Annotated in this window: 18 protein-coding genes and 1 pseudogene; 7 read left to right on the top strand and 12 right to left on the bottom strand. The window is 73.9% G+C overall.

The genetic code is table 11. The features are described 5' to 3' along the window. Positions 1-49 precede the first annotated feature (49 nt). A complete protein-coding gene (locus AB0I49_RS07050) occupies positions 50-301 on the top strand; it encodes a holin (RefSeq protein ID WP_363225789.1) in 252 nt (83 codons plus the stop codon). A 321-nt stretch (positions 302-622) separates the two neighbouring features. After that, complete coding sequence (locus tag AB0I49_RS07045) at positions 623-1,306, top strand: hypothetical protein (protein ID WP_363225788.1); 684 nt, start codon at positions 623-625, stop codon at positions 1,304-1,306. A 152-nt stretch (positions 1,307-1,458) separates the two neighbouring features. Here the strand turns inward: AB0I49_RS07045 and AB0I49_RS07040 are convergent, their stop codons facing one another. Then, complete coding sequence (locus AB0I49_RS07040) at positions 1,459-1,653, bottom strand: zf-HC2 domain-containing protein (protein WP_363225787.1); 195 nt, start codon at positions 1,651-1,653, stop codon at positions 1,459-1,461. Between the two features lie 52 nt (positions 1,654-1,705). Here AB0I49_RS07040 and AB0I49_RS07035 point away from each other — a divergent pair, with 52 nt between their 5' ends. Beyond that, positions 1,706-2,290 (top strand): sigma-70 family RNA polymerase sigma factor, encoded by a 585-nt coding sequence (locus AB0I49_RS07035; RefSeq protein ID WP_363225786.1) that lies wholly within the window; start codon positions 1,706-1,708, stop codon positions 2,288-2,290. 103 nt (positions 2,291-2,393) lie between these two features. Here AB0I49_RS07035 and AB0I49_RS07030 read toward each other — a convergent pair whose 3' ends face one another. The 3 genes from AB0I49_RS07030 to AB0I49_RS07020 are packed head-to-tail and all read right to left on the bottom strand — an operon-like array spanning position 2,394 to position 5,802. Then, positions 2,394-2,990 (bottom strand): copper chaperone PCu(A)C, encoded by a 597-nt coding sequence (locus AB0I49_RS07030; RefSeq protein WP_363225785.1) that lies wholly within the window; start codon positions 2,988-2,990, stop codon positions 2,394-2,396. Beyond that, positions 2,987-5,593, bottom strand: coding sequence for a heavy metal translocating P-type ATPase (locus tag AB0I49_RS07025; RefSeq protein ID WP_363225784.1), 2,607 nt, complete (start codon positions 5,591-5,593; stop codon positions 2,987-2,989). Before AB0I49_RS07025 ends, AB0I49_RS07030 begins: the two co-directional genes overlap by 4 nt. Next, positions 5,590-5,802 (bottom strand): hypothetical protein, encoded by a 213-nt coding sequence (locus AB0I49_RS07020; RefSeq protein WP_363225783.1) that lies wholly within the window; start codon positions 5,800-5,802, stop codon positions 5,590-5,592. The genes AB0I49_RS07025 and AB0I49_RS07020 overlap by 4 nt, the downstream gene beginning before the upstream one ends. 295 nt (positions 5,803-6,097) lie before the next feature. Here AB0I49_RS07020 and AB0I49_RS07015 point away from each other — a divergent pair, with 295 nt between their 5' ends. Both AB0I49_RS07015 and AB0I49_RS07010 read left to right on the top strand, forming a co-directional pair. Continuing rightward, positions 6,098-7,354, top strand: coding sequence for a cytochrome P450 (locus AB0I49_RS07015; protein WP_363225782.1), 1,257 nt, complete (start codon positions 6,098-6,100; stop codon positions 7,352-7,354). A gap of 40 nt (positions 7,355-7,394) precedes the next feature. Continuing rightward, positions 7,395-8,492 carry an isocyanide synthase family protein gene (locus AB0I49_RS07010; RefSeq protein WP_363226061.1) on the top strand — a complete coding sequence of 366 codons (1,098 nt, stop codon included), beginning with the start codon at positions 7,395-7,397 and terminating at the stop codon, positions 8,490-8,492. Positions 8,493-8,510: 18 nt separating this feature from the next. Here the strand turns inward: AB0I49_RS07010 and AB0I49_RS07005 are convergent, their stop codons facing one another. From AB0I49_RS07005 to AB0I49_RS06995, 3 genes are read right to left on the bottom strand one after another with little or no spacing between them, the layout of a single operon-like run. Then, entirely contained in the window at positions 8,511-9,290 is a 780-nt protein-coding gene (locus AB0I49_RS07005) for an ABC transporter ATP-binding protein (RefSeq protein WP_363226059.1), read from the bottom strand. Positions 9,291-9,339: 49 nt separating this feature from the next. Beyond that, positions 9,340-10,413 (bottom strand): iron ABC transporter permease, encoded by a 1,074-nt coding sequence (locus AB0I49_RS07000; RefSeq protein WP_363225781.1) that lies wholly within the window; start codon positions 10,411-10,413, stop codon positions 9,340-9,342. After that, on the bottom strand, positions 10,414-11,472 hold the full coding sequence (locus AB0I49_RS06995) for an ABC transporter substrate-binding protein (RefSeq protein WP_363225780.1): 1,059 nt from the start codon (positions 11,470-11,472) through the stop codon (positions 10,414-10,416). Positions 11,473-11,694: 222 nt separating this feature from the next. Between AB0I49_RS06995 and AB0I49_RS06990 the strand changes: the two genes are divergently transcribed. Further along, positions 11,695-12,465 (top strand): PIG-L deacetylase family protein, encoded by a 771-nt coding sequence (locus AB0I49_RS06990; RefSeq protein WP_363225779.1) that lies wholly within the window; start codon positions 11,695-11,697, stop codon positions 12,463-12,465. Between the two features lie 61 nt (positions 12,466-12,526). Here the strand turns inward: AB0I49_RS06990 and dhaM are convergent, their stop codons facing one another. From dhaM to AB0I49_RS06970, 4 genes and pseudogenes are all read right to left on the bottom strand, one after another. Beyond that, positions 12,527-13,093, bottom strand: a complete 567-nt coding sequence (dhaM, locus tag AB0I49_RS06985) for a dihydroxyacetone kinase phosphoryl donor subunit DhaM (protein ID WP_363226058.1) — start codon at positions 13,091-13,093, stop codon at positions 12,527-12,529. Continuing rightward, positions 13,076-13,693: pseudogene (dhaL, locus tag AB0I49_RS06980) on the bottom strand (dihydroxyacetone kinase subunit DhaL); the annotation flags it as partial. The pseudogene dhaL and the gene dhaM, both read right to left, overlap by 18 nt. 142 nt (positions 13,694-13,835) lie before the next feature. Beyond that, entirely contained in the window at positions 13,836-14,774 is a 939-nt protein-coding gene (locus AB0I49_RS06975; RefSeq protein ID WP_363225778.1) for a DUF6114 domain-containing protein, read from the bottom strand. 38 nt (positions 14,775-14,812) lie between these two features. Continuing rightward, positions 14,813-15,427 carry a DUF6230 family protein gene (locus AB0I49_RS06970; RefSeq protein WP_363225777.1) on the bottom strand — a complete coding sequence of 205 codons (615 nt, stop codon included), beginning with the start codon at positions 15,425-15,427 and terminating at the stop codon, positions 14,813-14,815. Positions 15,428-15,591: 164 nt separating this feature from the next. Here AB0I49_RS06970 and AB0I49_RS06965 point away from each other — a divergent pair, with 164 nt between their 5' ends. Next, a complete protein-coding gene (locus AB0I49_RS06965; protein WP_363225776.1) occupies positions 15,592-16,245 on the top strand; it encodes a TetR/AcrR family transcriptional regulator in 654 nt (217 codons plus the stop codon). Between the two features lie 66 nt (positions 16,246-16,311). Here the strand turns inward: AB0I49_RS06965 and AB0I49_RS06960 are convergent, their stop codons facing one another. Then, positions 16,312-17,652: a glycoside hydrolase family 18 protein gene (locus AB0I49_RS06960; RefSeq protein WP_363225775.1), complete on the bottom strand. Its 1,341-nt coding sequence runs from the start codon at positions 17,650-17,652 to the stop codon at positions 16,312-16,314. Positions 17,653-17,748 lie beyond the last annotated feature (96 nt).

Below are 17,748 nucleotides of genomic sequence, written 5' to 3'. Positions count from 1 at the left end.
CCTCTCCTGCCCGTTTCCCGCCTTCTTCCTCATCCGAAGGGAAGAGACCATGCCGAACACCCCGGTGGCCACCGCGAAGACCCTCGCCGACATCGCCGAACGCACCGTCACGGCGTACGTGACCACCTTCCTCGGCCTGCTGATGGCCGGCGGGTTCGACCTCACCAGCGTCTCCGCGCTCAAAGCCGCCGCCGTCGCCGCGCTCCCCGCGGTCCTCTCCGTGCTCAAAGGAGCCATCGGCACCCGCGTCGGCGACAAGAGCAGCGCCGCCTGGCTGCCGGACCGGCATACGCGGGCCTGACCGATTCACACGGGGTGTGCGCGCCGCACCCGCGCACCATCGCCGCACACGCTCCCGCCCGGCAGCGGGCAGCGGTTCACTCACTGAGGCGAGTCCCACATGGCGCGACGGGACCCCGGGCCGCCGGTCACTTCCCCCGAGCCGCCGGTCCACCGCCTCGTACCGCCGGGCGGACGGTGCGGGGCGGAGCCGCGCCCCTCGACGCGCCCTGCCGTCGACGGCGGCGCCCGCGGCAGCTTCGGGGCCCCCGGCCGACGGCCGTCACCGGCCCCCGCACGCCCCCGGCGTCGCACTGTCCGACCCGAGTGCAACGATGAGCCCATGGAAGCGGGGCACGGACTACGGGCGCTGCGGGCCATCGTGTTCGCGGCGGTCTGCGTGCTGCTCGCGGCTCTGGGCCACGCGGTCATGTCCGGCGCCGCCGTCCCGTGGTGGGCGATCGGCGGCGCGCTGAGCGGGACCGGCGGCCTGGCCTGGTTCATGGCCGGCCGCGAGCGCGGCCCGCTGCTGGTCACGCTCGCCACCGTGGGCGCCCAGTCCGGCCTGCACTCCTTCTTCGCCCTCGCGCAGAACGTGGCCAGTACGAGCGCGGCCGCCGGCATGCCGCACACCATGGGCGCGGGGCACGCCATGCCCGCCGCCGACGCCGCCATGGCGGCGATGAACTCACCGGACGCGCCCGCCTCGCTCTCCGCGCACGCCACGATGCATCACATGGGGCACGGCGCGCTCGGCATGTGGTCCGCGCACGTCCTGGTCGCCCTCGTCTCCGCCATGTGGCTGTGCGGCGGCGAACAGGCGGCCTTCCGGCTCGGCCGCGCCCTCACGGCGCGGCTGTTCGCACCGCTCCTCGTCCTCTTCGACGACGCCCCGCCGACCCGCCCGGCGCCCCGAATACGGCGCTCCGACGGCGAACGCGCACGCGCGGCACAGCGGCTGCGGCAGCTGCTCTACGCCCATGTCCTCGCCACCCGTGGCCCACCGGTCCGCGCCGCCGTCGGCTGACGGCACGCACCACGCGACCGGATCACCACATCACCGGCGCGCCCCGCCCCCACGGCCGGGCGCCCGGATTCCAGGAAGGACCCAGGGCGATGACCCCTGCCCTGACACGGGCCGTTCGACGGCTCGGCACCCCCCTCGGCCCACCCCTCGCTTCACATCCCGTCCCACGCCCTCGCCCCGTCGAGACCGGCGGCGAGCTCCTTGAGCCGCCGCACCCCCTCGCCGAAGCGGCGGCACGGCTCACACCCCCGTACGTGCGCGTCGAGCGCTGCCCCCGGCACTCCCGGGGGCAGCGCCTCGCCGTCGGCGCGGGCGGAAATGGCGGTACGGGCGTCACAGCAGTCCACCCCCACATCGTCGCCGGTCCGAAGCGGCCCGCGCCCACCGGGGGAGGCGGCCGTGCGTGACGACGAAACGGTGACCGCCTGGGCGCTCGCGGCGCGCGGCGGGGACTCGGAGGCCGTGGACCGCTTCATCCGCGCCACCCAGAACGATGTCCGGCGCTATGTGGCGCGGCTCAGCGGCGACCCGCAGGGCGCGGACGACCTGGTCCAGGAGACGTATCTGCGCGCGCTGAGCGCGCTGCCGCGCTTCGAGGGCCGCTCGTCCGCGCGCACCTGGCTGCTGGCCATCGCCCGTCGTACGGTCGTGGACCGGCTCCGGTTCAACGCGGCCCGGCCACGCCTCGCCGACACCGACGACTGGCAGGGGGCGGCCGAACGCACCCAGTCCCCGGCGCTCCCCGGCTTCGACGAAGGGGTGGCGCTCTCGCTGCTCCTGGACCGGCTGCCGTACGAGCGGCGCGAGGCGTTCGTACTGACCCAGCTGCTGGGGCTGCCGTACGCCGAGGCCGCCGTCGTGGTGGGCTGCCCCGTCGGCACCGTGCGCTCGCGCGTGGCGCGGGCCCGCGAGGTCCTCATCGGGCAACTGGCGACAGCCGAACAGGCGGTGGCGCGCCTCCCGGCGCTCGCCCAGGCGAGCTGAGAGAGGACGGGTGAGCTGAGAGAGGACGGGCCGGGGGCCACGGGCACGCCCGTGGCCCCCGGCCCTGTGTGTTCCCTCGGCCCCGGCCCGTACGAACTTGCCGTCAGCTTCCGGCCCGTACCACCTCGGCGTCGACCCGGACCGCGCCGCTCTCGCGGAAGTGCAGCACGAACGGCACGCGGTCGCCGACGCGGGCCTTCGGCAGGCCCCGCACCATGATGTCGAGGCCGCTGTGCGACATCTCCAGCTCGCCGCCCGCCGGTACGGGCGCCGAGCCGACCATCTCCATCGTGCCGGCGCCCTTCCGCTCGACGTTCCGGCTGAGCATCGCCTCCTGCGCGGAAGGGACCTCGACCCGCAGCAGTTCGTCGTCCGCGCCGCCCGTGTTGCGCACCTGGAAGAACGCGGCGGTCTCGCCGCCGTCGAACGGTACGAGCATCCGGCCGCCGGTCACCTCCAGTTCGGCCGGACTGCCGGCCGCCCCGGACGCCGCCCACGCCCCGAGCCCGCCGAGTGCGACGGCGAAGGCCGCGACGGGGACCAGGGCGGCACGGACGGCGGGCGCGAGGGCCCGCCACAGGGGAGCGGGGGCGGTGTTCGGCGCTTCGGCGCCCGTGGTCGCGGTCATGGTCGCATCCGAGGTCGCCGTCGTGGTCGTGGCCGTCGTCGCGGCCGTCGTCGTGGGCGTGTTCGCGGTCACCGGGAGCCTCCTCGGGTGCTCGTACGGGCGCGGTCCGGGCCCGTACCGTATGGCCGGGCCCGCCCGGAGCCGCCGACCGGCACGGCGCTGCCCGCCGTGCCGCGGGAGGCCGTCGGCTGCCAACCGCGCAGCCGGAGGCTGTTGCCGACGACGAGCAGCGAGCTGACGGACATCGCGGCCGCCGCGACCATCGGGTTGAGCAGGCCGACCGCGGCCAGCGGGACGGTGACGAGGTTGTAGCCGAACGCCCAGGCCAGGTTGGCCCGTACGGTCCCCAGCGTGCGGCGCGCCAGCCGCACCGCGTCGGCGAGGGCGCGCATGTCCTCGCGTACGAGCGTCACATCGGCCGCCCCGATGGCGGCGTCCGTGCCGCCGCCCATCGCGATTCCCAGATCGGCCCCGGCCAGCGCCGCCGCGTCGTTGACCCCGTCGCCGACCACGGCGACGCGCCGCCCGCTCGCGCGCAGCGCCCGTACGAGCTCGGCCTTGCTCTCCGGCGTGGACCGCGGGTGGACCTCGGTGATCCCCAGCTCGCCGGCGACGGCGTGCGCGGTGGCGTCGCTGTCGCCGGTGGCGAGCACGGGCCGCAGCCCGAGCCGTTTGAGGTGGTCGACGGCCCGGTAACTGCCCGGCCGCAACTGGTCCCCGAGCGCGATGACCGCCTCGGCCCGCCCGTCCGCCCGCACGAGTACGGCCGTACGCCCGGCGGCCTCTGCGGCCCGTACGGCCTCGACCAGCTCGGCGGGGAGTTTTTCCCCCGCCGGGCCGTGGAGCGGCACACCCGATGACGCGGTGCCGGACTCCGCGCCCCGGTCGCCCGCCGGCCCGCTGCCGCTTCTGTTCCCGCTTCCGTCCGGGGAGCCGTCCTGGGGACCGGCTTGGGGTCCGGTCTCGGAACCGGCCTCGGAACCGACCCGGGGACCGGCCTGGGAGCCGGCCCGGGGACCGGCTTCCCGCGACAGTGTGTCGGCCGCCCCGTCGCCCGACGGCCGACCCGCGACCGCGACCCCGGCGTCCGGCCGCACCACCTCGACACGGCGCCCGTCGACCAGACCGATGACTCCGAGGCCCGCCGCAGCGGTGAAGTGTTCGACGCGCGGGAGCGGTTCGGGGAGGGTGCGGCGGGCGTGGGCGGCGATCGCGCGGCCCACCGGGTGCTCCGAACCCTCCTCGGCCGCGCCCGCCAGGCGCAGCGCCGCCGCCTCTTCCACGCCGTCGGCGCGCGCCGTCACCTTTGTGACGGACATCGAACCGACCGTCAGCGTGCCCGTCTTGTCCAGCACGACCGTGTCCGCCCGCCGCAGCCCCTCCAGGGCCTGCGGCCCGCTGACGAGGATGCCCAGCCCCGCGCCCCGGCCGGTGGCCGCGAGCAGGGCGGTGGGGGTGGCCAGGCCGAGGGCGCAGGGGCAGGCGACGACGAGCACGGCCACGGCCGCCGTGACGGCGGCCTGCGGGTCCGCGCCCGCGCCCAGCCAGAAGCCCAGCACGGTGACGGCGACGGCGAGGACCGCGGGGACGAAGACGCCGGCGACGGCGTCGGCGAGCCGCTGCACGCGCGCCTTGCCGGTCTGCGCGTCCTCCACCAGCCGCGCGATGCGCGCGAGGCGGGTGTCCGCGCCGACCGCCTCGGCGCGCACCTCCAGCAGCCCGCCGGAGTTGACGGCCCCGCCGACGACGGCCGAGCCGGGCCCGACCTCCACCGGCGCGCTCTCGCCCGTGACCAGGGCCATGTCCAGCGCCGAGCCGCCCTCGGTGATCACACCGTCGGTCGCGACCCGTTCCCCGGGCCGTACGACGAAACGGTCGCCGACCCGCAACTCCTCGATGGGCACGCTGCGTTCCGCGCCGTCGGCGGCCCGTACGACGACCTCCTTGACGGTGAGCGAGGCGAGCGCCCGCAGCGCGCTGCCGGTGGCTCGCCGGGCGCGCCCCTCCAGCATCCGGCCGGTCAGCACGAACAGCGGTACGCCGACGACCGCTTCCAGATACACGTCGGCGACGCCGCCCGTCGCCGACGGCACGAGCGTGAACGGCATCCGCATCCCCGGCTGCCCGGCGCCGCCGAGGAACAGCGCGTACGCCGACCACAGGAACGAGGCCAGCACGCCCAGCGACACCAGCGTGTCCATGGTCGCGCCGCCGTGCCGCAGGCCGCGCAGCGCCTTGGCGTGGAAGGGCCACGCTCCCCAGGCGGCGACCGGTGCGGCCAGCACGAAGCAGAGCCACTGCCAGTTGTCGAACTGGCAGGACGGGACCATGGACAGCACCAGGACCGGCACCGCCAGCACCGCCGTGACCAGCAGCCGGGTCCGTTCGTCGGCACCGGTCTCCGCGGTGGGGTCCGGGCGGCTCTCCGAGCTCTGCCGCCGCTCCGGTTCCAAGCGGCGGGCGGTGAATCCCGCCGCCTCCACGACGGCGACGAGTTCGGCCGGGCTCACCGTGGCCGGGTGGCTCACCCGTGCCCGTCCCGTCGCGAGGTTGACGGTCGCGCTGACCCCTTCCACCCGCCCGAGCTTCTTCTCCACCCGGCCCACGCAGGCGGCGCATGTCATGCCGCCGACCGCCAGTTCCGTCGTGGCGTCCGCCGTGGTCCCCGCGCTCATCGGGCGGCCTCCGGGATGGGCGCGCCCATGTTCTGCATGCCGTCCATGCCGCCGCCCGAACCGCCGGAACCGGAGCCGCCGCTGCCGTGCATGCCGGGGGCCACGGGCCCGACGGCCGATCCCACCGCGTAGGCGACGCCGAACATCGCGGCGAGCAGCAGGGCGAATCCGGCGAGGAGTGCGTACGGACTGTTGTGACGTGCTGTCATCGCCGCATCGTGGCACGGCGCGAGGGCCGCGGGAGCCGCTGAACGCCCTTCTCGGCGCGTGAGGATTGTCCCTTTCGCGCCCGGGAACCAGCGGGCTCCCGCAGCCGACTACCTGGAGATCGAAGACGCGCGGCGGGGCCCGTGGCGACGCCTCCGGCCGCGAAATTCCCCGGAACCCGGGCCCGTCCCCGTACGACTTCTCAGGGGTCCACCCACGACTCGGCGGTCACTGCTCGGTGCTCGCGAACCCGGTGGTCACAGCACAGCCGTCGCAACGCAGCGAGGAGAGCCCACCGTGCCCCTGCCGGACCCCTTCCCCCTCTACGGCCGCGCCTACAAGCGCGACCCCTACCCGATATACGAGGAGCTGCGCGCCGCCGGCCCCGTGCACCGGGTGCGCTTCCCCAGCGGCGTCGACGCCTGGCTCGTCACCGGCCACCGCGCCGCCCAGCAGGCCCTGTCCGACAGCCGCCTCGGCAAGAACCACGACCTGGGCAACGACCGTTGGCGCGCCCGTGCCTCGATCATGCCCGAGCCCCAGCACTCGCAGCTCCAGGTCCACCTCCTGCACCAGGACCCGCCCGCGCACACCCGGATGAGACGGCTGGTCCTCGACGCGTTCGCGCCCCGCCGTGCGGAGGAACTGCGCCCCCGCTTCCAGGAACTCGCGGACGCGCTCCTCGACGAACTGCCCGCCGACGCGAACGGCACGGACCTCGTGGCCTGCTTCGCCGCCCGCTTCCCCTTCCAGGCGCTCGCCGAGGTCATCGGCCTGCCGCAGGTGCTCGCGGCCCGCTTCCGCCGCGAATGGGGCAAGGCCGTGCAGCCCGTGGGGCCGGAGGACCCCGGCCGGAACGCGTACGAGGCGCTATTGAGCGGGCTCCAGGGGTTTATCGCGGACATCGTCGCTTATAAGCGCGCGCTTCCGCAGGACGATCTGCTCAGCCGCCTTGTGGCCGCCCATGGAGAGGGCGAACTGACGGGGGAGGAGCTGGACTCGATGATCTTCCAGCTCCTCGTCGCGGGCCAGGAGCCCGTCACCAACCAGATCACCACCGCCCTCATGGCACTCTTCCGCCACCCGGAGGCCCTCGACCGGCTGCGCGCCGGCAGAGGGGACACGGAACTGCTCGCCCGCGCCGTCGAGGAACTGCTCCGCTACGACTCGGCTTTCGAGCTGACCACCTGGCGTTTCCTGGCCGAGGACGCCGATCTGCACGGTACGCGCGTACCGGCCGGCGATTCCGTGATCGTCTCCCTCTGCGCCGCCAACCGCGACCCCGCGCGCTTCCCCGACCCCGACACCCTGGACCTCGACCGGGCGCAGGGCCCCCACCTGGCCTTCGGCCACGGCATCCACTTCTGCCCGGCGGCGTCCCTCGCGCGCGTCGAACTCCAGGTCGCCCTGGGCACGTTGCTGGACCGGCTGCCGGGCCTGCGGCTCGCCGTCCCCGACGAGGACGTCGAGTGGATTCCGGCCGTGCTGGGACGCGGTGTGAACGAACTGTCCGTCGCCTTCGACCGGCCCCGGCCCGCGTGCCCTCGTGGGTGACCGGCTGAGGTACGACGACCCGCGGCCGCGTCGCGACCGGGTGCCCGGCGGCACAGCGGCGCCCGCTTCCCTGGAGGCCCGCATCCTCGGCCTCCTCCTTCCGTACCACCGCACCACGGACCCGGCCCCCGTCTCCGGGCGGCCGGACGAGTACCCCGAACAGCTCGCGCAGATACGCCAGTTCACGGAGGCCGGCGAGCCGGTCCTCTTCACCCTCCCCGGCTTCCCCTGCAAGTCGCCCAACCCGGCCAAGGTCCTCGGCCACCTCCCCGACGAGGGCGAACGGCTCTCCCTGGCCTTCCTCGACCGGCTCTGCGCCCGTGTCGGCGAGATCTACGGGCCCGGCGCGCGGATGCTCATCTGCTCCGACGGCCATATCTTCGGCGACCTCATCAACGTGCCCGACGCGCACATCGACGCGTACGGGGACGCCCTGCGCGCCATGATCCGCCGCGCGGACCTGCGCCACCTCGACACCTTCGACCTGCGCCAGGTCTACGGCGACCTCCCGCACGAGGCGTACGGCGAACACGGCGAAGACGGCGAACGCGGCGAAGACGGCGAACGCGGCGAAGACGTCCGGCGGGGCCGGCGCGGCGAACACGACGCATACGACCGGTGCGGCGAGCACGGTCAGTACGACTGGCGCGGCGAGTACGGCCAGTCCAGCCAGTACAGCCAGTACGACGAGATGCGGTCGCGGGCGACCGACGAGTACGCGCCGGAGCTCGCCGCCCTGCGGGTCCTGACCCGCACCGACGAGGAGACGACCCGCCTCTACCGGGGCATCACGCGCTTCCTCGTCGAGGACACCACGGGCCACACCGGCAGCCGGTCCGCGCTCCAACGCGACTGCCGGGCCCGCGCGTACGGCGTCATCGCCCGCAGCCGTGCCTGGGGCGACCTCATCGCCGTCCGGCACCCCCGGTCCGTACGGCTGTCGATCCATCCGCAGCGGCCGGGCGCGGCCAAGTTCGGCATCCGCCTCCTGGAGTCCGCCGACGCCTGGGCCACGCCGTGGCACTCCACCGTCCTGCGACGGCGGGACGGCAGCGCCGCGTTGATGCGGCGCGTCGACGCGGAACGGCTGGGGCGGCTCGTCCTGCGGGACGGCCGCCCCAGCCACTACGCGGAGTGACCCGCGCCGCGGTACCCCTCAGAGAGCCGCCACCGCCCTGTGGTCGAAGGCGATCAGCGGGTCCCCGGTCAGCGGATGGTCCACCACCGCCGCCCGCACCCCGAACACCTCGGCCAGCAGCTCCGGCGTGAGGACGTCGCGGGGCGGGCCGGAGGCCAGCACCGTGCCGCAGCGCAGCACATGCAGCCGGTCGCACACGGACGCCGCGGCGTTGAGGTCGTGCAGCGCGATCAGCGTCGTACGGCCCTGATCGCGCAGCAGCGTGAGCAGCTCCACCTGGTGCCGTACGTCGAGGTGGTTGGTCGGCTCGTCCAGGACCAGCACCCGGGGGTCCTGGGCGAGGGCCCGTGCCAGCAGCACCCGCTGCCGCTCGCCGCCCGACAGCGCGGAGAACCGCCGCCGGACCGCCTCGGCCATCCCCACCCGCTCCAGCGCCGCGGCCACGGCGTCCGCGTCGGCGCGGTCCTCCGCCGCGAACGCCCGCTTGTAGGGCGTACGGCCCATCGCGACCACTTCGCGGACCGTCAGCTCGAAGTCGCCGCCGCGCTCCTGGGGGAGCGCGGCGATCCGCCGGGCCGACTCCGCCGCCGACAGCGAACGCAGGTCCGTGCCGTCCAGCAGCACCCGGCCGGCCCGCGGCGCGAGATGGCGGTACACGGTGCGCAGCACGGTCGACTTGCCGCTCCCGTTGGGCCCCACCAGCCCCGCGATCTCCCCCTCGGCGGCGAGGAGGCTGACGCCGGAGACCACCTCGCGCCCGGACAGCGACACATCCAGGTCCTCGACCGCGAGCCTCATGACCGTTTCGCCCCTCGTGACGGCTTCCCCCCTCATGACCGTTCTCCTCTCATGACCGCTCCAGTCGCCGGTCCAGCAGATACAGCAGCGTGGGCGCGCCGACCATCGCGGTGACCACGCCCACCGGCAGCTCTTGGTCGGACAGGGCGGTACGGGCCACCAGGTCGACCACCACCAGCAGCACCGCGCCGAACAGCGCGGAGATCGGCAGCAGCCGCCGGTGGTCGCCGCCCACCACCATCCGGCAGGCGTGCGGCACCATCAGCCCCACGAAACCGATCGCCCCGGACACCGACACCAGTACCCCGGTCAGCACGCTCGTCGTGACGAACAGCTCGCGCCGCAGCCGCGTCACGTCCACGCCGAGTCCGGCCGCGGTCTCATCGCCCATCAGCAGGGCGTTGAGCGCGCGGGCCCGTCCCAGCAGCACCGCGAGCCCCAGCGGCACGGCAGCCGCGGGCAGCGCGAGGGTGGCCCACTGGGCGCCGCCCAGCGAGCCCATCAGCCAGAACAGGACGCCGCGCGTCTGCTGCTCGTCCCCCGCCTGAAGGACCAGATAGCTGGTGAACCCGGACAGGAACTGTCCGATGCCCACGCCCGCCAGTACGAGGCGCAGCGGCGAGAACCCGCCGCCGCGCCGCGCCATCGCCCAGACCAGCGCGAACGCCGCCAGCGCCCCGACGAACGCCGCCGAGGACAGCCCGAGCCCGAGCGCGCCGCCCGCGCCCACGCCGAGCACGATCGCGGCGACCGCGCCCAGCGACGCGCCGCTGGAGATGCCCAGCAGATACGGGTCGGCCAGCGGATTGCGCACGAGCGCCTGCACGGCCGTCCCCACCAGGCCCAGCCCCGCCCCGACCAGCGCCGCCAGCAGGGCCCGCGGCAGCCGCAGCTGCCACACGATCAGGTCCTGGGTGCCAGGCGCCGGGTCGCGCCCCGTCACCCCGCGCGCCACCGCCGACCACACCTCGCCCAGCGGCACCTGAGTCGACCCCAGACACACCGACGCGATGAGCGCGACGAGCAGCGCCGCGCCCAGTCCCGCGGCCGCCCAGCCGGCCCGTACGGTCCGTACGCCGCTCTCCCGCTGCTGCTCCCCGGAGAGCGCGGCGGTCGCCGCCATCTACTTCACCCGGTCCGGGTGGATCGTGTGCGCGATGTCCCGCACCGTGTCCGCGCTGCGCACCCCGCCGATCGTGGTGCGCTCCGCGCCGATCCGCAGGAAGCGGTTCTCCTTGACGGCTGTGAGGCCCTTCGTCGCCGGGAAGGTGCGCAGAAACTCCGCGGCCTCGTCGAACGCCTTCTCGTTCGCCGCCTCGCCGCCCCGGTTGCGCACGCCGAGCTGGATCCAGTCCGGGTTCTTCGCCACCACGTCCTCCCAGCCGACCGGCTTGAAGTCCCCGTCGCAGTCGCCGAAGACGTTGCGTGCCCCCGCCTGCGTGATCACGGCGTTGGCCACCTGCTTGCCGCACACGGCCAGCGGCTGCTTGGTGCCGGCGTCGAAGTCGAAGTAGAAGTACGTCGGCCGCTTGTCCGGCGGTACGTCTTTCAGCGCGTCGCGCACGGCCTCCGTCTTCTTCCGCATCCCGGCGACCAGCTCGGCGGCGCGCCGCGAGGTCCCGGTGATCTTCCCCAGCTCCTCGATGTCGGCGGTCACCCCCGACAGGTCCGTGCGCGGCCCCTTCTGCGCGGCGGCACACGCCGACGAGCGCAGGAAGACGTGCTTGATGCCCGCGGCCGCGAACTCCCGCGGCGTCGGGGCGTCGCCCGCGCCGCTCATGTTCTTCATCGACGAGAACGAGTCGATATAGACGTCCGCCCCCGAGCCGAGCAGCTTCTCCTTCGGGATCACCGTCTTCCCCAGCACCGGCACCTTCGCCGCCCGCTCCGCCAGCGCGGCGGGCATCGTGCCCTTGCCGGGCGGGAACCCCGTACCGGCGACCCGGTCGCCCGCGCCGAGCCACAGCAGCGTCTCCAGGGCCGACGCGTTGCTCGTCACGATCCGCCGAGGAGCGGAGTCGAACGTCGTCTTCGCCCCCTCGCAGTCGGCGACGCTCACGGGGAAACCGGCGGTCGATCCGGACGCTTCGGGGCTGTCCGCCTTCGGGGCTCCGCTGCTGCCGCAGGCCGTCGCCGACAGGGCCAGCAGGCCCAGCACACCGCACCACACACGAGGGCGCATCACAAACACTCCAGGAACTCGGCATACGCGCGGGCCCGCCGCTGCGGGCCCGGACCAGGTAGTCGGACGGCGGGGCCGCCCGGTTCCCGTGCGCCGCCAAGAAGCCGGACATAGCCTGCAACCCACGCGAAACGAAGAACCCGAAGAACCCGAAGAACCGAAGAACCGAAGACCCGAAGAACCGAAGAACCCGAGGAATGAAACGGACGGAAGGGAAGCGGAATGGCCGCTACGGAGACCGACCGGAACACCGACCGGAACGACGGACCGCCGCTCGCCGAGATGCCCGCCGACTGGCAGCGGGCCCTGGCGATCGTCGCCCACCCCGACGACCTCGAATACGGGGCGTCCGCGGCCATCGCCACATGGATCGACGGCGGCCGCGAGTTCTCCTATCTGCTGGCCACCGCCGGCGAGGCGGGCATCGACAGCCTGGAGCCGGACGAGGCCGGGCCGCTGCGCCGGCGGGAGCAGCACGCGAGCGCCGCCGCGGTAGGGGTGCGGAACGTGGAGTTCCTCGGCCACCGCGACGGCGTCATCGAATACGGCACCGCGCTGCGCCGCGACTTCGCCGCCGCCATCCGCGCGCACCGCCCGGAGCTCGTACTGACCCTCAACCACCACGACACCTGGGGCGGCACCTCCTGGAACACCCCCGACCACCGGGCCGTCGGCCGGGCCGTGCTCGACGCCGTCGCCGACGCCGGGAACCGCTGGATCTTCCCCGAGCTCGTCGCGGACGGCCTGGCCCCGTGGAACGGCGTCCGCTACGTCGCCGTCGCGGGCTCGCCCCGGCCCACCCACGCCGTGGACGCGGGCGCGGGCGTCGACCGGGCCGTCGCGTCGCTGCTGGCCCACCGTACGTACATCGAGGCCCTCACCGACGAGGAGCCGGAGCGCTACTGCCGCACGTTCCTGGAGGGCAACATGGCCGCCGCCGCGCCCCGCTTCGGCGGCCGCCCCGCGGTGACGTTCGAACTCTTCGGCGCCTGAAGGGGCTCGAAGAGATGTTGGTAAGGGGCGGAGTCCAATGGACTCCGCCCCTTACCAGCGCTCACACCTTGCGGTAGCCCCTGGCGTCGTCCGTGGCCGCGATGACCATGTCCGCGTCGCCCCCGACCGAGGCCGTCACCAGGGCCGCCACCGCGCCCTCCACGAACGGCGCGTCCGCGATGCGCAGGTCCTCGGGCATGCCGTCCCCGGCCGGGGCGTTGAGGATCTCCTTGACCGTCAGGACGGCGCTGCCCATGTCGCAGAGCACCACGACGCCCTTCCCTCCGTCCACGTCCTTGACGGCCTGCCGGATCAGCTCCGCGCTGGTGCCGATGGAGCCGTCGGGCAGGCCGCCCGCCGCGGCCACGGGCGCCGGGTCGCCGGTGCCGACGAGGGCCTTCGCGAGTTCGGCCGTCGAGGCGGCGACATCGCGGCTGTGCGAGACGAGCACGATGCCGACGCGCGCGTCCTCCTTCTTCTCCGCCGTCTTCTCCGGCCGCGCGCTGTCCTCTACGGGCTCCGCCACGGGTGCGGCGGCCGTCTTCTCCTCGGCCGCCGCCTCCTCCGCGCCCTCGTACACCTCCGGCAGCCCGGTGTCCGTGGCCTCGTACAGGGCGGTGACCAGCATCGCCGTCGACGCGGCCCCGGGGTCCTCGTGGCCGATGCTGCGCTCGCCGAGGTAGCTGGCCCGGCCGCGCCGCGCCTGGAGCGGCACCGTGGCCTCGGCCCCCTCACGCGCGGCCCGCGCCGCCGCGTCCAGCGCGGCCGCGACGTCGCCGCCGCCCTCCAGGGCGGACGTGTACGCCTCGGCCGCCGGGGCCAGCGCGTCCACCATCGTGGCGTCGCCGGGCGCGGAGTCGCCCAGCCGCCGCACGCTGGCGACCGCGGCGGTCAGCGCCTTGCCGAGGGCCTGCGGCTCGACGACGGCGTCGTCGCCGAGCACCTTGCCCGTGCGGCGCAGCACGGTCCCGTACAGCGGTCCGGAGGCGCCGCCGACCGTGTTGGTCAGGTGCATGCCGACGGCGGTCAGTAGCGCGCCCGGCGTGGCGGGCGCCTCATCGGCGATGACGCGCGCGGCCGAGGTGAAGCCGCGCTTGAGGTTGGCGCCGTGGTCGGCGTCGCCGATTGCGGCGTCGAGGTCGGTCAGATGCGCGGCCTCGGCCACGAAGACCTGTGTGGCGCGGGCGAGGAAGCGGCGGAAGAAGGCCGTATCGAGGGTGACGGACATGGGTGGCGGCTCCTCTTCGCGGGGGTGGCCATATGGGCCTTTGCCCTGCTCAGCGTAGCGCTGTCACCGGTCGGAGGGGCTTTGCGACCGCGCGCCGGGGCCGGTCCGGCAGCGCGGCGGGGGAGCGGCGGGTCACGCCGGGTCAGGGCTCGGCCGGGTTCCGGTCGGCCGGCGTCCGCAGCGTCAGCCCGTCGGCGACGATGAGGTCCGAGGTGACCAGCGCCTGCTCGGCGTCCACGTTCGTCATGAAGACGAAGGGCGGCACGACGGGCGGCACGGGCAGCTGGTCGGGGGTGAAGGTGAGGCAGACGAGGCCCTCCAGGCACCCGCTGAACTTGGTGAGGTAGAGCGTGACGTCGCCGCTGAGGTCCAGCTTCCGCGCCCCCAGGGCCAGTTCGGGGCCGCCGTCGCGAGTGGTCAGCCGGTAGTCGGTGAGGGAGGCGGCCCGCATCTTGAGCACCATGGCCTTCACCGGGCCATCGGCGGTGGGCACCTGGACGACCCCGGCGAGGAGGAAGCCGTTCGGAGCGAACAGCGAGGTCGTGACGGTCGGCGCGCGCGCCGCCGCCGGGACGCCGTCCGCCGCCTCGGCGGCGCGGTCCGGCGGCGCGACCGCGGCCAGCAGCACCACGGGCAGCACGGCCGCCAGCTTCCTGGACCCCGGATCGTTCCGCACGGCCGGCAGCCGCTCGGTCGGCTCCTCGCCGTCCTCCGCCCGCGGGTCCGGGGGCGGAGCCACGGGCGTCCAGCCGAACCCCATCGCGCTGCCCGCGATCCCCAGCCCCATCCCGATGAGGAACCCGCCCAGGTTCGTCGCGGCGAAGGAGAGCACCGACAGGATCAGCGCGTTGACGCTCACGTAGTGCCGCGCGCCGGGCGCGCACCACAGGAAGACCCCGGCGGCGATCAGCGCCAGCCCGATGCCGATCGCCGCCAGCCCGCCCAGCCCCAGGCTCACCAGGACCGTCACCGGCGACAGCGGTACGAGCAGCAGCTCGGCGCCGCCGAGGACCAGCAGCAGCCCGGCCCAGAAGGGCCGGGTCCGCCGCCAGCCGCGGAAGGCCCGCCGCGCCTCCGGCAACGACGGCCGTCCGCCCGGCCGTCGCCGGCGCCCGGCGCTCAGAAGCACTTCTTGCCGTCCAGGTTCACAGCGAGTTTGAGGCCCCGGAGCCGGAAGTTCCCGCCGGTCGCGGACCAGGCGTGCGAGCGGACCCCGGCCACGGTGATGTCCCCGGCCTGGAGGCCGAACTTGCCCTTCTCGCCGTGGACGCCCGGCACCCGGTCCAGGGTGGAGGCGTCGCGTCCGATCTCGGCGGTGCCGAACCTGGCGTCGCCGACCAGGTCCTCGCCGTCGATGACGAGGCTGCTGGCGGTCACGTCGCCCGCGTCGCCGCCCGCCGTCAGCTTGAACGTGACGGTCCCCAGCGGGGTGGAGACCGAGGCGGACTGGCAGATGTCGCTCAGGGTGGCGTCGCCGATGCCGAGCAGGGCGACCGGATGGCCCTTGCCGTCCACGGACCGGTCGGTCTGCACGTACGAGGAGAGTCCCTTGCTCGTCAGCTTGCCGGAGGAGACCTGGAAGCTCGTGCCGGAGACGGCGAAGGACGCGGCGAGCGCCCCTTCGGCCATCACCGCGGCCATCGCGCCGACCGCGAGCACGGCGGGTACGGCGACGACCGCCGTCTTCTTCCAGGCCGTTCTGCCTTCCGGCAGTCGCCGGTTGGATCCGCTCACTGCTTCCTCCCCGGGGCAGCGGTCTACGGACGGCTGCGGCGCAGCCGCGAACACGTGCAGATGCGCAGGGAAGTGCGGGGTGGCTCCGCCGCCGGGTCGAGTCCGCGTGGCGTCGCTCTGCCATACTGCGGAAATCCGGTGGCAGTTGGAGACTAGGGCCGAAATTGAATAATAGTCAACAGCGCGGTACGCGCGCTGCCCCAGCCGCGCGCGGGACCGAGCGCTCCCAGGCGCGCCGTGCCGAACTCATCACGATCGGGAGGACGCTGTTCGCGGACACGTCCTACGACGCGCTGTCCATGGACGACATAGCCCGGCACGCGGGCGTCGCCAAAGGTCTCATCTACTACTACTTCAAGAACAAGCGCGGCTATTACCTGGCGATCGTCCAGGACTCCGTCGCCGAGCTCGTCGTACGGGCCGCCTCCACCCACGACCTGCCGCCCGCCGAACGCGTCCACCACACCATCGACGGTTACCTCCGCTACGCCCAGCACCACCAGGCCGCCTACCGCGCCATCGTGACCGGCGGGGTCGGCTTCGACGCCGAGGTGCTCGCGATCCGGGCCGAGGTGCGCGAGCAGCTGCTGCTGGCGATCGCCCGCGGCGCGTGGGGGCGCGCGGACATCCCGCTCATCGCCCGCACGGCGCTGATCGGCTGGCTGTCGTCGGTGGAGGGCGTCACCCTCGACTGGCTGGACCACCAGGGGCTGGAGCGCGACATGGTGCGCTCGCTGCTCGTACGGGGCCTCGGCGACACGCTCCGTACGATCGAGGACTACGAACCGGCCTTCCCGGCGCCGCCGCCCCTGCGCTGAACGGACGCGGGGCGGGCGGCCGTTCAAACGGCCGCCCGCCCCGGTACTTCCGCCGAACCGCGAGCCCTAGCTGATCGCCTTGATCAGCTCGCCGTTCGACGTGTCGCCGCTGAGCTCCCAGAAGAACGTGCCGCCGAGGCCCTGCTGCTGCTTGTACTTCATCTTCCCGCCGATGGTGGCCGGGGTGTCATAGCTCCACCAGTCGCTGCCGCACTTGGCGTAGGCGGTGCCGGCCACGGTGCCGTTCGCCGGGCACTTGGACTTGAGGATCTTGTAGTCCTCGATGCCCTGCTCGTACGTGCCGCCCGCGGGCCCGGTGGCGGTGCCGCCCGGCTCGGTCTGCGTGACGCCGGTCCAGCCGCGCCCGTAGAAGCCGATGCCCAGGAGCAGCTTCGAGGACGGGATGCCCATCTTCTTCAGCTTGGTGATGGTGGCGTCCGAGTTGAAGCCGTCCTTCGGGATGCCCTTGTACGCCGTGAGCGGCGAGTGCGGGGCCGTCGGGCCCTTCGCGTCCCAGGCGCCGAAGTAGTCGTACGTCATGGGGTTGTACCAGTCGACGTACTGCGCGGCGCCCTTGTAGTCGGCCTTGTCCAGCTTGCCGCCGCTGGAGGCGTCGGCGCTGATCGCGGCGGTGATGAGGTTGCTCTGGCCGAACTTCGAACGCAGCGCGGAGAGCACCTTCTTGAGGGCGTCCTTGCCGCTGGTGTCGCAGGTCAGGCCGCAGTCGTTCGGGTACTCCCAGTCGATGTCGATGCCGTCGAAGACATCCGCCCAGCGCTTGTCCTTGACCAGGCTGTAGCAGGAGTCGGCGAACGCCGCGGGGTTCTTGGCCGCCTCGCCGAACCCGCCGGACCAGGTCCAGCCGCCGAACGACCAGAGCACCTTGAGGTTCGGGTGCAGCTTCTTGAGCTTGCGCAGCTGGTTGAAGTTGCCCCGCAGCGCGCCGTTGTCCCAGGTGTCGGCCTTGCCGTCGACGCTGGTGGAGGCGTCGTAGGCGCGGTCGTAGTCGGCGTAGGAGTCGCCGATGGCGCACTTGCCGCCGGTGACGTTGCCGAAGGCGTAGTTGATATGGGTGAGCTTGGCAGCGGAGCCCGACGTCTCGATGTTCTTGACGTGGTAATTGCGCTGGTAGACGCCCCAGTTGGTGAAGTACCCGACCACCTTGCCGCCGGCGGTCTCGTCCTGCTTGTCCTGCTTGAGGGCGCTCACCGGGGCGCTCACCGGGGCGCTCTGCGCGGCGCTCGCCCCGGTCTGCGCGGCGGCGGCCGGCCGGGCCTCGGGGGTGACGGCCGTGGGGACCGTTCCCGCCGCGGCGGTGCCGGCGAAGAGCGTGGTGGCGAGCAGTGCCGCGCCGGCGGCGGTGGCCGCGAACAGGGCGCGGGGGCGGTTTCCGTGCGGTCTGAGCATGGTTCTCCTCGGTGGGAAGGGGAGATGGGGGGTGTGCTGCTCAACTTGACATGAACGCGAACTTTGTTGCGTGAGGAACCGTAGATGGACTAGACC

The organism is Streptomyces sp. NPDC050617, from assembly GCF_040654795.1.
Lineage (GTDB): Bacteria > Actinomycetota > Actinomycetes > Streptomycetales > Streptomycetaceae > Streptomyces.
This window is presented reverse-complemented; position numbering and strand designations above follow the sequence as displayed.

Excerpts from the sequence above, each read along its gene's own strand:
- AB0I49_RS07050 (WP_363225789.1), top strand. The coding sequence starts at position 50 with ATGCCGAACACCCCGGTGGCCACCGCGAAGACCCTCGCCGACATCGCC.
- AB0I49_RS07000 (WP_363225781.1), bottom strand. The coding sequence starts at position 10,413 with ATGGCGGCGACCGCCGCGCTCTCCGGGGAGCAGCAGCGGGAGAGCGGC.
- AB0I49_RS07025 (WP_363225784.1), bottom strand. The coding sequence starts at position 5,593 with ATGAGCGCGGGGACCACGGCGGACGCCACGACGGAACTGGCGGTCGGC.
- AB0I49_RS06990 (WP_363225779.1), top strand. The coding sequence starts at position 11,695 with ATGGCCGCTACGGAGACCGACCGGAACACCGACCGGAACGACGGACCG.
- AB0I49_RS06995 (WP_363225780.1), bottom strand. The coding sequence starts at position 11,472 with ATGCGCCCTCGTGTGTGGTGCGGTGTGCTGGGCCTGCTGGCCCTGTCG.
- AB0I49_RS07005 (WP_363226059.1), bottom strand. The coding sequence starts at position 9,290 with ATGAGGCTCGCGGTCGAGGACCTGGATGTGTCGCTGTCCGGGCGCGAG.
- AB0I49_RS06960 (WP_363225775.1), bottom strand. The coding sequence starts at position 17,652 with ATGCTCAGACCGCACGGAAACCGCCCCCGCGCCCTGTTCGCGGCCACC.
- AB0I49_RS07020 (WP_363225783.1), bottom strand. The coding sequence starts at position 5,802 with ATGACAGCACGTCACAACAGTCCGTACGCACTCCTCGCCGGATTCGCC.
- AB0I49_RS07045 (WP_363225788.1), top strand. The coding sequence starts at position 623 with ATGGAAGCGGGGCACGGACTACGGGCGCTGCGGGCCATCGTGTTCGCG.
- dhaM (WP_363226058.1), bottom strand. The coding sequence starts at position 13,093 with ATGCTGGTCACCGCCCTGTACGAGGCCACGGACACCGGGCTGCCGGAG.